Origin of the sequence: Marinomonas primoryensis (assembly GCF_013372285.1) — a bacterium.
In the GTDB taxonomy this organism is placed as follows: domain Bacteria; phylum Pseudomonadota; class Gammaproteobacteria; order Pseudomonadales; family Marinomonadaceae; genus Marinomonas; species Marinomonas primoryensis.
This window is the reverse complement of sequence record NZ_CP054301.1, coordinates 2,225,001-2,239,297: the sequence shown is the minus strand read 5'-3', so window position 1 is coordinate 2,239,297 and position 14,297 is coordinate 2,225,001. Positions and strand designations below refer to the sequence as shown.

Annotated in this window: 14 protein-coding genes; 4 read left to right on the top strand and 10 right to left on the bottom strand. The window is 43.1% G+C overall.

Annotated elements, in window-relative coordinates; translation table 11 throughout:
• Window positions 1–124: 124 nt before the first annotated feature.
• The 4 genes from MP3633_RS10370 to MP3633_RS10355 form a co-directional block, all read right to left on the bottom strand.
• On the bottom strand, window positions 125–1,294 hold the full coding sequence (locus MP3633_RS10370) for a cation:proton antiporter domain-containing protein (RefSeq protein WP_112138440.1): 1,170 nt from the start codon (window positions 1,292–1,294) through the stop codon (window positions 125–127).
• Between the two features lie 12 nt (window positions 1,295–1,306).
• Complete coding sequence (locus MP3633_RS10365) at window positions 1,307–1,975, bottom strand: TIGR04211 family SH3 domain-containing protein (RefSeq protein ID WP_176335488.1); 669 nt, start codon at window positions 1,973–1,975, stop codon at window positions 1,307–1,309.
• A 123-nt stretch (window positions 1,976–2,098) separates the two neighbouring features.
• A complete protein-coding gene (locus tag MP3633_RS10360; RefSeq protein WP_176335487.1) occupies window positions 2,099–2,575 on the bottom strand; it encodes a DUF934 domain-containing protein in 477 nt (158 codons plus the stop codon).
• A complete protein-coding gene (locus MP3633_RS10355) occupies window positions 2,559–4,220 on the bottom strand; it encodes a nitrite/sulfite reductase (protein ID WP_176335486.1) in 1,662 nt (553 codons plus the stop codon). The genes MP3633_RS10360 and MP3633_RS10355 overlap by 17 nt, the downstream gene beginning before the upstream one ends.
• A 252-nt stretch (window positions 4,221–4,472) precedes the next feature.
• Here MP3633_RS10355 and nfuA point away from each other — a divergent pair, with 252 nt between their 5' ends.
• A complete protein-coding gene (gene nfuA / locus MP3633_RS10350) occupies window positions 4,473–5,054 on the top strand; it encodes a Fe-S biogenesis protein NfuA (protein ID WP_176335485.1) in 582 nt (193 codons plus the stop codon).
• 85 nt (window positions 5,055–5,139) lie between these two features.
• Here nfuA and MP3633_RS10345 read toward each other — a convergent pair whose 3' ends face one another.
• Window positions 5,140–6,216, bottom strand: a complete 1,077-nt coding sequence (locus MP3633_RS10345) for a 3-deoxy-7-phosphoheptulonate synthase (protein ID WP_176335484.1) — start codon at window positions 6,214–6,216, stop codon at window positions 5,140–5,142.
• A gap of 95 nt (window positions 6,217–6,311) precedes the next feature.
• Window positions 6,312–7,073: a sulfite exporter TauE/SafE family protein gene (locus tag MP3633_RS10340; protein WP_176335483.1), complete on the bottom strand. Its 762-nt coding sequence runs from the start codon at window positions 7,071–7,073 to the stop codon at window positions 6,312–6,314.
• 108 nt (window positions 7,074–7,181) lie between these two features.
• Between MP3633_RS10340 and cysB the strand changes: the two genes are divergently transcribed.
• A complete protein-coding gene (gene cysB, locus MP3633_RS10335; RefSeq protein WP_176335482.1) occupies window positions 7,182–8,156 on the top strand; it encodes an HTH-type transcriptional regulator CysB in 975 nt (324 codons plus the stop codon).
• Window positions 8,157–8,234: 78 nt separating this feature from the next.
• Here the strand turns inward: cysB and wrbA are convergent, their stop codons facing one another.
• The 4 genes from wrbA to MP3633_RS10315 all read right to left on the bottom strand — a co-directional run bounded on the left by wrbA (window position 8,235) and on the right by MP3633_RS10315 (window position 11,933).
• Window positions 8,235–8,837, bottom strand: a complete 603-nt coding sequence (gene wrbA / locus MP3633_RS10330; protein ID WP_176335481.1) for an NAD(P)H:quinone oxidoreductase — start codon at window positions 8,835–8,837, stop codon at window positions 8,235–8,237.
• A 14-nt stretch (window positions 8,838–8,851) separates the two neighbouring features.
• Window positions 8,852–9,196: an arsenate reductase (glutaredoxin) gene (gene arsC / locus MP3633_RS10325; RefSeq protein ID WP_176335480.1), complete on the bottom strand. Its 345-nt coding sequence runs from the start codon at window positions 9,194–9,196 to the stop codon at window positions 8,852–8,854.
• A gap of 95 nt (window positions 9,197–9,291) precedes the next feature.
• Window positions 9,292–11,016, bottom strand: a complete 1,725-nt coding sequence (locus tag MP3633_RS10320) for a proline--tRNA ligase (protein ID WP_176335479.1) — start codon at window positions 11,014–11,016, stop codon at window positions 9,292–9,294.
• Between the two features lie 47 nt (window positions 11,017–11,063).
• Window positions 11,064–11,933, bottom strand: a complete 870-nt coding sequence (locus tag MP3633_RS10315; protein WP_176335478.1) for an SMP-30/gluconolactonase/LRE family protein — start codon at window positions 11,931–11,933, stop codon at window positions 11,064–11,066.
• A gap of 85 nt (window positions 11,934–12,018) precedes the next feature.
• Here MP3633_RS10315 and MP3633_RS10310 point away from each other — a divergent pair, with 85 nt between their 5' ends.
• Both MP3633_RS10310 and MP3633_RS10305 read left to right on the top strand, forming a co-directional pair.
• Window positions 12,019–12,462 carry an HIT domain-containing protein gene (locus MP3633_RS10310; RefSeq protein ID WP_176335477.1) on the top strand — a complete coding sequence of 148 codons (444 nt, stop codon included), beginning with the start codon at window positions 12,019–12,021 and terminating at the stop codon, window positions 12,460–12,462.
• A 60-nt stretch (window positions 12,463–12,522) separates the two neighbouring features.
• Window positions 12,523–14,226 carry a DUF2786 domain-containing protein gene (locus MP3633_RS10305; RefSeq protein ID WP_176335476.1) on the top strand — a complete coding sequence of 568 codons (1,704 nt, stop codon included), beginning with the start codon at window positions 12,523–12,525 and terminating at the stop codon, window positions 14,224–14,226.
• Window positions 14,227–14,297 lie beyond the last annotated feature (71 nt).

The following is a 14,297-nucleotide window of genomic DNA, read 5'->3' as shown; positions in this document are numbered from 1 at the left end:
TTGTAGTCAGGTATTTCGCGCTATTCTATTATATTTTATGTAATTAAAGGAAGAGGCAAGATAAAAGCATTTTAGAAATCAGTAAGAATTTCTCTTAAAGGCAATGAAAATGCACGAGGAATTGTTAGTCGCGACGTAATTTGTCCGAAATGGCGATGGGGTTTGGGAAGTTTAAGATAACGATATAGGTTGACAGTGCAAAGCTTAGAATAGCTGTGGCTTGTATGACATGTGAGGCTTCTATGCCTATCAGCCCTATATTAGCGGCAAGGTAAGCAATTAATAGCGAGAATTCACTTACTTGGCCTAAACGAAAGCCGACTTCCCAAGAAGTGCTGGCGTCTTCTTTTATGCCTTTTAAGAGAAATCTAAAAACGACTGGTTTAATCAGCATTGAACCGATTGCCAAGATTAGGGCGGGAACAATAACTAACCCCAGTAAATCAAGATTAAAGCTGGCGCCAATGCTGAAGAAGAACAAAATTAAGAAAAAGTCTCTAAGGGGTTTAAGGTGCGTTGCTATATATTGAGATATTGGGCTGGTTGCCAACGCTACGCCTGCAATGAAGGCCCCCATTTCGGCTGATAGACCAGCGCTTTCGGCAAGAACCGCCATAGATAAACACCAGCCAATAGACACTAAGAAAATATACTCATGAAAGCGGTCAAATCGAGTAATAAGCTTCAGTAGAATGTATTTTACAAATAGGAAAGCGCCACTTATCAATAGGGGGAGGCCGATAACTGGTTTTAGATATTGCAAAACACCACTGTCTTCATTGCCAGAGATACTATAAAGAACCAGCAATACTGCGATAGCGATCATGTCTTGTAGTAGTAATAAACCAACAACTAGTTCGCCTGTATGTTTATGATGTAGAACGGTTGTGGGGAGTAATTTGATACAAACAATGGTGCTTGAAAACATCATGGCAACGCCAATAATTAGGCTCTCAATGGCGCTGTAGCCGCAAAGTATGGCAACACCATAGCCCAAAATGGCAAAAGCCGCTGAGCTGAGTAAAGCAATCCAAGAAGCTTTTTTAAGCATGTTAATTAAATGGCTTGGTTGCATGTCCAAACCAAGTAAAAAAAGCAAGAAAATGATGCCTATATGGCTCATTTCATCCATGAGCTTAGGTTCATCAATAAGTGATAGTGCAGATGGGCCAAATAGAACGCCAAGGGCAATGTAGGCGATTATCATTGGTTGCTTGGTGTACAACGCAATGGAGGCAACGACGGCTGCTCCTGCAAATATTAAAAAGAAGGAGTGTACTATCGAGGCTTCCATTTTTTCCCTTAGTTAAGACCAAGAACCGGTGCTGTTTTTCTTACGGCGTAACAGTGGTAATAAGGCGCCCAGGAGAAGTCCTCCAAAAAGAGTGACAGCTCCTAACATAAACCATTTTTGTTCTGTTGTGTCTTGCAATTTTTCTGATTGCGCTACGGCAGTACTGGCTTGTTGCTTGAGGCTCTCTATTTGGTAGCTTACATCGTCATTTTGGGAAACGATGGCTCGTGCCTTTTCTGACAGCTCTGCCGCTGTTTGAAGTTGTTGTTTTAAGGATTCGTTTTCATCGTTAAGAGATGTATTTATATTACTTAGCTCTTGGATTTTTTGTTGACTGAGTTTGAGTGTGTCGACTATTTCTGTTCTGCTTTCCGTGCTTTTACTAAGGCGTGCGCGTAATGTGTCTAATTGGTCTCTGGTTACCATATCTTCACTAAGGAAATAATCAGCAACCCAGCCTTCATTTCCACTTGGAGTTCGAACTTTCGTATAGCCATCGTTTTGTTCGATGACGTCTAGAGGTGTTCCGCTTTTCAAACCCCTTTCTACCGCTCTAGTGCTGTTATCCAACCCTTCGCGAATGGCAACAAATTGAACGTCAGAAATGTACACTGTCGCTGAATGCGCAGTGGCAGAAAGTAGTATGCCAATAATTAGGCTTGTAATACGTTTTTTAGACACGTTAAGTTCCTTTAACAATCAATCACTTTATCTATTTAGTACGATAGTCATGAGAGACTCAATACGCAATAGAAAAGGCCATCGTAATGGCCTTTTCTAGGAGTTTAATTGTAAAAATTGTGTTTATCGGCGTAAGAATATAGGTCTTGGATCTGAAACATCGCCTTGATAAGCGATTGAAAAAGGTTTGTGCAGAGCAAGTGCCTTTTCAAGATCGACCTCTTCATTGAATTGAAAGCTATTAAACCCCACTCGTAAAAGGTAGCCCAATTGATCTGGAATAAAATGGCCAAGGGCTCTTATTTCGCCTTGATAATTCAGTCTTTCTTTTAATAGTCGGGCATAGCTAAAGCCTCGACCATCGGTAAAAGCAGGAAAATTAACGCCGATAACATCAAATTGACTTAGGTCGACGTCTTTTAGGAATTCGATTCCATCCCCAGCTTCTAGCCAAATGCCTGCGACATGACTAATCGTATCTTTCTCTGATAGCCATTTTTGCGCAGCGACGATGCTATTAGAGGTAACTTTTTGCTCTGGGTCTTGCTGCCAGATAAAGGCATTGTCAATTATTTCGCCGTTCTTAATTAGCTTTGGCATACGCTGCCTCTTTAAATGGTGTGATGCCAACGCGGCGATAAGTATCAATAAATCGTTCTTCTTCAGAGCGATTTTCAACATAAACATTCATTAATTTTTGAATGACAGTGCTAATTTCTTCTTGAGCAAAAGAGGGCCCTAGAATTTTTCCGATGCTTGCGTCATGACCAGAAGCACCACCAATGGAAATTTGGTAGAACTCTTCGCCTTTCTTATCTACGCCTAAAATACCGATGTTACCAACATGGTGGTGACCACAGGCATTCATGCAGCCGGATATATTGAGATCAATATTACCTAGATCAAATAAGTAGTCGAGATCATTAAATGCTTCTTGAATTTGTTCAGCAATGGGAATGGACTTCGCATTGGCTAATGAGCAAAAATCGCCACCTGGACAGCAAATCATATCGGTTAGTAAGCCAAGCGTTGGTGTGGCAAAGCCTGCTTCTTTGGCTGCTTCCCATAGCTCTACTAGCTGTTCTTGACGGACATCGGCAAGTACAAGATTTTGCTCATGGCTTACGCGCAATTCACCAAAACTAAACTTGTCAGAAAGGTCTGCCGCTTTTTGCATTTGTTCTGACGTTGCATCACCTGGTGCTTGTCCTGCTTTTTTGAGCGTCAGCGTTACGATGCGATAGCCCGATTTTTTATGCTCAAATGTATTGCGCTCGTACCAGCGAGCAAAGCCAGCGCTGTCGGCTAGTTTGCTTGATAGAATTGCAGGTTTGTTTTCTAGAGCTGCGTAAGCTGGTTCAGAAAAGAAGCTTGTGAGACGATCAAATTCGCTCATTGGGACGGTGCTTTCTTTGCCTTTTAAATGAGCCCATTCAGCATCAACTCGGTTACGGAACTCTTCAATACCCAATGCTTTTACCAATATTTTGATGCGAGCCTTGTATTTGTTATCACGACGACCTTGCTGATTATAAACGCGAATAATCGCATCTAAATAAGTTAGTAGGTCTTTACGCGGCATGAACTCACAGATTGTCACGCCAACCATTGGTGTACGGCCAAGACCGCCACCGACAATAACTTTAAAGCCAATCTCGCCTGCATCATTTTTCTTAATATGTAGTCCAATGTCATGAACCTGCGTCGCGGCACGGTCTGCGGATTCAGTTGCGTTTACAGCGATTTTGAATTTCCGCGGGAGGAAAGCAAATTCCGGGTGGAATGTAGACCATTGGCGGATCAACTCACAGTATGGGCGAGGGTCTACTATCTCATCAGAGATGACACCGGCGTATTGATCTGTTGTTGTATTACGGATGCAGTTACCGCTTGTTTGTACAGCGTGCATTTCTACTTGCGCAAGCTCTGCTAAAATATCTGGCACGTCTTCAAGTTTTGGCCAGTTTAATTGTAAGTTCTGACGGGTGCTAAAGTGACCGTATGATCTGTCGTAGCGACAGCTGATGTCAGCTAGCTTCCGTAATTGGGTGCTGGACAGCATTCCGTATGGGATCGCAATGCGTAGCATTGGCGCATAGCGTTGTACATACAGCCCATTTTGAAGGCGCAATGGTAAAAATTCTTGCTCACTCAGTTCTTTGTTTAAGTAGCGGCGTGTTTGGTCGCGGAATTGTGCTACACGCTCGTCAACAAGCTGTTGGTCAATTGCGTCGTATTGATACATAGTGGAATGAACCGTGGTTAATAAGTGTTAGTTGGCTCATCTTAGCAAAGATCCTTTATTCTAAAAATGAATATTTATCTATATCTTTAGGGGTTTTTCTAATAAGGCTTATTTGGAGGTCTCGTTATTTAAGTAGGTAATAAATAGAAAGAGGAAAAATACCCTACTTTTTTACTAGGTCTTTGGCTTTGCTGATTATCTACTGTAATATAGCGTTTATTGATCGTTATGTAGATTTAGAAAAGGGTTATTATGAACATTACAATTACGGATAGTGCCCAAGAGTACCTTGCATCTTTGCTTGAAAAGCAAGACGTAGAAGGTATTGCCGTGCGAATTTTTATTCAGCAGCCAGGTACGCCTTATGCTGAAACATGTCTTGCTTACTGTCGTCCAGACGAAGTGAATGAGACAGATGAGATTTTGAATTTACCCAAGCTTAAAGTGTATCTTGAAAAAATGTCAGTGGCTTTTTTGGATGAGGCTTTTGTCGACTACGCAACAGAGAAAATGGGTGGTCAATTAACGATTAAAGCGCCCAATGCGAAAATGCCAAAAGTGACGGCGGATAGTCCAATCGAAGATCAAATTAATTATGTTCTTTACTCAGACATTAATCCTGGCCTTGCGGCTCACGGTGGCGAAGTTAGTCTTCTAGAAGTAATTGACGGTCAAGTGGCGGTGTTAAAGTTTGGCGGGGGTTGCCAAGGCTGTAGCGCGGTAGACCTAACTCTGAAAGAGGGTGTTGAAAAAACCTTGATTGAGAAGGTTCCGGGTCTTACTGCAGTAAGGGATTCGACTGATCATACGGTAACAGAAAACGCTTTCATGTAGTTTATATGGTGTGTAAAAAAGGGGGAACCGCTTACAAGCGATTCCCCCTTTTTATTGGAGCTTAGAGTCTTTAGCAGAGTGGAAACTATCCACGCTGACGCTTTGGCAGAACGTCACGTAACGTATTTGCCATATCTGTCAGTGTATTTTCTGTTGCTTCCCAGTCAATGCAGGCGTCGGTAATTGATACGCCGTATTCAAGGTCTTTTAGGTCGGCAGGGACTTTTTGATTTCCCCAGCCGATATTACTTTCGATCATCAAGCCCATGATGGAGTTATTACCATCTAGAATCTGTTGAGTTGAGTCTTCTGCAACCGTTACTTGGCGCTCAGGTTTTTTACTTGAATTCTCATGAGAGCAATCAACCATGATGTTGTGCATTAATTTCGCAGACGTTAACGCCTCTTCACTTAATGCAATGTTGACAGCGTCATAGTTTGGTAGGCCGTTGCCGCCGCGAAGAACAAGGTGGCCATAGCCATTCCCTTTTGTATTTACAATGCTCACTTCCCCGTTCTCATTGATGCCTAGAAAAGAGTGAGGGTGAGAGACGGATTGCATCGCATTAATAGCCACTGTTAGACCGCCATCGGTTCCGTTTTTAAAGCCAACAGGGCCGGATAGTCCTGATGCCATTTCACGATGAGTCTGAGACTCCGTTGTGCGAGCGCCAATGGCCGACCAGCTGATCAGGTCTTGTATATATTGCGGAGAGATAGGGTCTAGCGCTTCGGTGGCAAGAGGAAGGCCGAGCTCTGATAGGTCAATCAGTAGCTTGCGTCCCACTCTAATGCCTTTGTCTATGTCAAAAGTCCCATCAAGATTGGGATCATTGATTAAGCCTTTCCAGCCTACTGTAGTGCGTGGCTTTTCAAAATAGGCGCGCATGATAATGTATAGAGTGTCGTCAAGTTTTTCTGCTAGTACTTTTAAGCGCTTAGCATAATCTAGTGCGGCTTCTGGATCGTGGATGGAGCAAGGTCCAATGACAATTGCCAAACGATGATCTTTGCCATCCATAATGTTCTTTATAATGTCGCGCGATTCTGCAACATGGCTGCTAACGGTTTCGCTTACTGGCAGCTCTTTTTTTAATTGGCTCGGCGTTACCAAAGAGGTAAAAGAGGCAATATTTAGGTCTTCAAGACGTGTGTTGCTCATTGCGGGGGTTCCTACTGTCTACTTTTAATTATAGCCACTAACAATATCGTGTTTTTATCGTTGAATGAACCGCTAGCCAATCATTTTTTGATTTTTTAGAAGAAAAGATACTTTACACCAAAAGTGAGTAGCGCTATGGCTAAAATGGGCTGCAAAATATGGTTAGGAACGTAGCTGGCAATACGAGTTCCTATATAAATGGTCGGAATGGAGCCAATTAGTAAAGCGGCCAATAATACGTAGTCTACGTTCCCCAAAAACAAGTGGCCGACACCGGCAACTAATGTGAGTGGCACTGCATGCGCTAGATCTGTGCCGACAATATTTTTCGCCCTCATGACAGGAAATAAAATCATCATAATAGCTGTACCTAAGGCGCCAGCGCCAACCGACGTAAGTGTTACTAATATCCCTAAGATAAAGCCACAAAAGAAAATAATTTTCGTGCCCATTTTTTCACTGATATTAACATTCAAAGCCTTGGTGAGTTTTGCTCTGAATAAAATCACCACGGCAGTGAGGACGAGCATTAGGCCCAAGGTTCCTGTCAGTATTTCTTGGTAGTGATCGGGCTTTTCAAATTGAGACAGGGCCCAGACCGTCATAAATGAGGCCGGCAAACTGCCAGCGGCCATGGCAAATACAATTGTCCAATTTACGTTTCCACGTTTGGCGTGCATCACCACACCTGTGCTTTTGGCTATACCGGCATACATTAGGTCGGTGCCAATGGCTATATAAGGAGGAAAACCAAACATGAGTAGAAGTGGGGTCATCAGTGAGCCTCCACCAACTCCGGTAATACCTACCGCTAAACCAACTGCCGCACCTGCGCAAATGTACCAAAAAAAATCCATTAGTAAGCCATATCGAAGTTATTTAAGCTGGCAACACTAGAGCTTTTTTACTATTCTATAAAGTAATATTTTATTATGTTTTTAACTCTTTTTCGTATAAGGAAAATGATGAAGTTACAGCAGCTTAGGTATATATGGGAAGTGGCGCGTCATGACTTAAATGTTTCGGCGACAGCGCAAAGTTTGTATACGTCCCAGCCGGGCGTTAGTAAACAGATTCGACTTTTAGAAGATGAGCTTGGTGTGGAGGTGTTTGCACGAAGTGGCAAGCATTTGACTCATGTAACGCCGGCGGGTGAAAAAATCATCGCCATAGCGGGAGAGGTGCTTAGTCAGACGCAAAATATAAAGCGCGTGGCGAAAGAGTTCAGTGATGAGCGTAAAGGTTCTCTTGATATTGCCACCACACATACTCAGGCACGATATGCTTTGCCTAAAGTGATCAATCAGTTCATTGAAGGCTATCCTGATGTGAGTTTGCATATGCATCAAGGAACCCCGATGCAAATTGCTGAAATGGCGAACGATGGCATTGTCGACTTTGCCATTGCTACTGAAGCGCTTGAGCTGTTTGGTAATTTGGTAATGCTGCCGTGTTACACGTGGAATCGATCTGTTGTGGTACCAAAAGATCATCCGTTGGCAAAAGTAGATAAGCTAACATTAGAGAGTTTGGCCGAGTATCCAATCGTGACGTATGTGTTTGGTTTTACCGGGCGCTCTCAATTGGATAAAGCGTTTCAAGACGCAGATTTACAACCTAATGTTGTTTTTACTGCTGCGGATTCTGATGTTATTAAAACCTATGTTCGGCTTGGGCTGGGTGTGGGTATAGTGGCTTCGATGGCGCACGATGAAGTTCAGGATGCGGATTTAGTGGCGCTAGATGCCTCGCACCTCTTTGCCGACAGTTGCACAAAAATAGGCATTCGCAGTAATACTTTTATTCGTGGTTATATGTATAAATTCATCGAATCTTTTGCACCACATTTAACAAAAGACGTGGTGATGGCAGCAATGGAAGCGGGTAATCGACAAGATGTCGAGCTGTTGTTCAAGGGTGTTGAGCTTCCTCGGCACTGATTTCATGTATTTTAAAAATAAAAAACGCGATATAGAAGAAGTCTATGTCGCGTTTTTTTTGATATTGAATCTATCAAATCACTTTTTTAACTTTACGGCCATTTCGGCGATGCGTTTTCCTTGTGCCTCACACAGCGCTTTTTCATCATTGGTTAGAGTGTTTTCGCTGGTGCTATTTGCCAGATGGCTTGCGCCATAGGGTGTGCCCCCAGCAAGCGTACTAATCAGTTCTTTGTTTTTGTATGGAAGTCCAACCCAAACCATGCCGTGATGCAGCATTGGCGTCATCATACTGTGAAGGCATTGTTCTTGTCCGCCATGCATAGTGCTTGCGCTGGTGAATCCACATGCCGGTTTGTCTATTAATTGTCCTGTCAGCCACAGTGTCGAGGTTTGATCGATGAAGTGCTTGAGCGGTGCGGCCATGCTACCAAAATAGGATGGCGATCCCATTGCCAGGCCAGAACAATCCGCTAATTCCTCTAATGTGCAGTAGGGCGCGCCGTCGTCAGGCAAAGCAGGTGAGGCGATTTTTGTGGTGTCTGATACGTCTGGGACTTGGCGTATCTTGGCTTCAATACCGCTTACTTTATTGATGCCGCGAGCGATATATTTAGCCATTTCAGAAATCGAGCCATGTCGACTGTAAAATAAAACCAATATGTATGGCGTGGTGATCATTAAAGCCTTCCTTGTTATTTGAATAATACCAAAACGCCTTCTGGTGGGCGTCCAATGATGGCTTTGTCGTTGTGTATGACAATAGGGCGTTCTATCAATTTCGGATTGCCGTGCATTGCTTGTAAGCGCTCTTCGTCGCTCGATTCTTTATTTAGGCCCAGTTCTTTATAGATGTCTTCTTTGGTACGCATCAGTTCTAGAGGTGAGACTTGCAGTTGAACGAGTAGTGTTTGCAATTCTTCGATGCTTGGCGTGTCTTGTAAATACAGTCTGATGTCAGGGTGAATGTCATTTTCTTCTAGGAGTTGTAATGTTTGGCGTGACTTTGAGCAGCGAGGGTTGTGGTAAATAGTGGTCATGTTTGGATCCTATTTAGAAGCTGTTTTTCTATTTCTGGCAAAACGCGATAAGCACCTGACGGAATTTGAGCTTATTCCGTCAGGTGCTTATGTTGTTATTTTTTGCTTAGAATGAAGTCGATCGCGTCTGCAATGACGATGTCTTCGTTCTCACCGGCTTTACGGTGTTTGTATTCTAATGTACCTTTTTCTAAGCCTTTATCACCCACTACTAAACGATGCGGAATACCGAGAAGTTCGCAGTCAGCAAACTTAACACCGGGGCGTTCTTTGCGGTCATCAAGCAATACATCCAAGCCTTTTGCTTTTAGCTCAGTGTATAAACGATCACACTCTGTGCGCACGGCTTCTGATTTGTCGTAATTCATCGCGATAATAGCGATATCAAACGGTGCGATGCTTTCTGGCCACAAAATACCTTTGTCATCGTAATTTTGTTCAATTGCCGCTGCAACGATACGAGACACGCCAATGCCGTAACAACCCATGTGCATGACTTGTGCTTTGCCGTTCTCATCTAATACCGTGGCTTTTAATGCTTCTGCGTATTGTTGGCCCAGTTGGAAAATGTGACCCACTTCGATGCCGCGCTTAATAGCAATGGTGCCTTGGCCGTCAGGTGAAGGGTCGCCTTCAACGACGTTGCGGATATCAGCAATTTCAAATTCAGCGCAATCACGTTCCCAGTTCAAGCCTGTGAAATGATAGTCGTCTTTGTTTGCGCCGGCGCAGAAATCAGACATGACAGCGGCAGAGCGATCAGCAATCACACGAATGCCTTTCTCTTTAAGGTCTTTAGGGCCGATGGAGCCAGGTGCGCAACCAATTTTTGCAACAATGTCGTTTTCGTCTGCAAATTCGAAAGGAACAACAAGACCTGATAGTTTTTCAACTTTGATTTCGTTGATGTTGTGATCGCCACGAAGTACAAGCGCGACAATGGTTGGTTGCTTATTTTCGTCGATTGCTTTTACCAGCATGGTTTTGACAGTGCTGGTGACGTCGAGTTTAAGGAACTCAGCGACTTTCTGGATTGTTTTGCAATCTGGAGTGAAGACTTCTGTTAATGCTTGTGTTGGTGCGTCTGCTTTTTCTTTTAAGCAAACGGCTTCTGCCAGTTCTATATTAGCGGCGAAATCAGAAGAATCACTGAAGGCAATGTCGTCTTCGCCTGAGTCGGCTAGAACATGGAACTCATGCGAAAACGCGCCACCGATGCTGCCTGTATCGGCGCGCACTGGGCGATAATCTAAGCCAATGCGGTCAAATACGTTGCAATACGCTTGGTGCATTACATCATAAGTTTGCTGCAAAGATTCTGCGCCAACGTGAAATGAGTAAGCGTCTTTCATGCAAAACTCGCGTGAGCGCATTACGCCAAACCGTGGGCGGACTTCGTCGCGGAATTTGGTTTGAATTTGGAAAAAATTCATTGGAAGTTGCTTATAACTGGTTAATTCATTACGCGCAAGTTCGGTGATAACTTCTTCATGAGTTGGGCCAAGACAATAGTCGCGGCCGTGGCGATCTTTTAGGCGAAGCAATTCTGCGCCGTATTTCTGCCAGCGTCCTGTTTCTTGCCACAGTTCGGCAGGTTGTACGCCGGGCATCATGACTTCCAAGGAACCTGCTTTTTCCATTTCGTCACGAACGATGTGTTCGACTTTACGAAAAACTTTAAGCCCAGTCGGTAGCCAAGTGTATAGACCTTTTGAAATCTGACGAATCATACCGGCACGAACCATAAGTTGGTGGCTGGTGACAACCGCATCGGTTGGGGCTTCACGTAAGGTAGAGAATAAATAGTTGCTTGCGCGCATAATAAATGTCTATTTTTTAAAAGTTAAATTGCGAAAATTAATGTTTTTTAGCCAGCGAAGCGAGGCTCAATTTGGCCTCTTACATTCGTCTCAAGTGCAAAAATGCCTCCGGCTTGAGGGAATTGCTTTAGCTCTTCTTCTGTTTGTGCTCCTCGACAAGTGCTTACAAAAAGAGTCTTCATGTCGGGTCCACCAAACGCCACCATTGTTGGGTAGGTTGCTGGCACAGCGTGCTCTTCTAAAATCTCGCCTTGAGGGCTGATTTTCACCACGCGTTGCCCTTGGTACAGTGCAGACCAGTAATTTCCTTCGCTATCAACGGCAGCGCCATCTGGGCGTCCGTTGCCGTGTGGAAATTGAATAAAAACGCGTTTGTTTGTGGCGGAGCCCGTTTCTAGATCATAATTAAACTGATAAACCACATGATTAGGGGTATCTGAATAATACATGATGCTGTTGTCTGGAGAGAAGGCCAAGCCATTTGATGTCCAAGCAGCTTGGTCTATTAGTGTTTCTTTTCCATTGCTGAATTGATGTAACGCGCCATTAAATGCGTCTTTAGGAGAGTACATTGTGCCAGCAAGAAAACGGCCTTTTGCATCGCAACGACCATCGTTAAAACGAGTTGTTTTTTGATCATAGGCGGCAAGCCAATAAGGTTTTAAATCCGCGGTGAAGCTTTCTAGGGTGTAAACCCCTGAGCGGAACGCAGCAATAAACCCACCATTATCATCTAAAGAAAAACAACCTATCTCTTCATTAAAGGTGCGATTTTCTAGTGTTTTTGATTGAATGTTGTATGCGTGTAATTTGAAAGAATCAATGTCAACAAAATAGAGCGTTTGAGTGCGCTCATCCCAGCGAGGACATTCGGCTAATTTTGCTTGTACATCCAAGGCACATTGCATATCAGTCATGCGGGCTCCAAGTCTCTGAGAGTTTTTAAAAATAGGGTGCTATAGTGCTTATGAAAGCCATTTTTGTAAATAGGAAGATGTAAAGATGTTTGAGTTAAACCCAGCGTTAGATCGTGATTCTGTTCTTGTGGGGCACTTTTCTCTGTGCCAACTTCGGATAATTAATGATGCTCAATTCCCTTGGTTTGTGCTTGTTCCTCAAAGAAACAATATTACTGAGATTTACCAGTTAGTTGAAGAAGATCGTCAGCAATTGATGACTGAAAGCTGCTTATTAGCGGAAACGCTGCACGATGCTTTTTCTGCAACCAAACTAAATATTGCCGCTCTTGGCAATCAGGTGCCGCAATTGCATGTCCACCATATTGTTCGTTACAAAACCGATCCGTGTTGGCCTGGCCCTATTTGGGGGGGATTTGATGCGATTCCTTATGAGAAAGAAAACTTGGCTGGAATTTTGCAAAAGGTTCAATCACTACTAAGCGACGATTTAACGTTACCCAGCGATGAGGCTGAACTTTACTATTGAAAAAAGCCTCTAAAGTTTTATTCTATGCTGAGTGAATTTTAGCCAACTGGAAGCATTTTTATGAGCGTACGCAAAAGGAAAAAAGCCATACAGAAAGTTGTTAAACTACTGAATTTATCGACGTCACCTAATGCAAGTGAGTCGGTTATGGCTTTGCGTCATGCTGAATTGTTAATTAGGCAGTATGAGATAGCTCAAAGAGAGTTACCTATTTTGCAATTGTGCGATCGCTCCGCACTTTATCGTGTTAGTTGGGGTGGGGCTGCTCCTAAATATCAAAAAGAAGCAGCGATGAAATCACCCACTGATGGTTCGGTTTATAATCGCCGTTTTAGTGAAAAACACAATGATCCAAATCGAGCGTACGAATCGGTTCGTACTATTATTGATGACATGAATTTAAATGATTTGTATGACTCTGGTGTTTCTTTGAAAAATAATGAAAGCACAGATGTGGCAAATCGTTGTGAGAGTGGCGATAGTTCGGTTCTTGGTGTTGACGCATCTCGCTTTAATTCTCAAGGTGAGGGTGTTGAGGAATATTCAAAGGTAGATGCTGATTTAGTTGATGGAAGTGAAATGGCTGCAGAAAATGTATTAGATGAATCGGGCTCCATAAAAGAGTCCGTTAAGCTTGAAAGTGAGCATGGTAATGTTTCTGCTTATACGGCTTCCAGTGACAATGTCATTAACGCTACTAAGGCATTTCGTCCAGATAGCCATGAATTCACTGAGACACTAAAAACTCAATATGCTACCAGTGATCCTAACGTGCCATTTTCAGAAGATGATTATTGGTCAAAAGTATATGAAAGGCTAGCCGACTTCGATGAAACCAAGATTCAAACGGCAATCGATGCATTAGATAAACAGTTATCTTTGGCTCAAGAAAGTTTGCAGTTCAAGAAAAAAAAGCGCTATGAACATGAGCAAAGTGAAGTGCAGGAGCGCACAGAGCGAGCTCGGATAGAGCAAAGTTTTGAGGAGGCCATTGAGCGAGCGTTTCAAGCTAGAGCCAAATCTTACGAGGCTTGGGAGGATCGTTGCACCAAGGTTCGTATGGCTTGCCTAAGAGATGAACAGGATGCTGTGCAAGGATTTGATGCAATCAGTCATGAGTTAGTGAAAAACAAAGAGTCTTATAAGCAGCACCTACAGCAAAAAGAAGATTATCGTGCTGCGAAGATTATGCATGAGTTGCGCCGACATTTAGTGCTGGCTGTTTCTGTTGGTGAGGATGCAACCACGTCTTATGAGAAAGTGATTGAAATTATGGCCGACAATGGTCTTTCTTTGAAAGATTTAGAGTTTTCTGACATAAAAAATAAGAGTTTGTTTATTCGTCTCCTTGAGCGTGAATCTGCGCAGATTCCAGATGTTAATGAGAGAGAAAAACATACGGAAGAAATGTTAGATAAATTTTTGGTTTCTAGCTTATCTAAAAAGGAGTCGCGTGCGTCGGAGAATCCTATACAGCACATACAGCGTTTATTGATTGCTGCGAATGAGGGAGGGCAGTTTGAGACGCAGAAAAACCTTGAGCAAGTTATTTACTTAATGGACGCAAACGGCATCGGTGTAAGAGATATTGGTTATGGTTTCATAAAAAAATATTCTGTCTTTATACGCTTAATTAATTGGGAGGCGGAGCGTATCGCTTCATTGCCTGAGAGAGAGAAATTTACAGCTCAAATTTTAGAGGAATATATTCAGCATTCTGTTCAGAAGCCTAAATCCGACAGAGAGCAAAAGGTAAATCGATAGAACTACAGAGTAAGAGAAGAAATTCAATGAGCCCCTCATTTATTAGATTGATGAGGGGCTTTTTTTTAAAA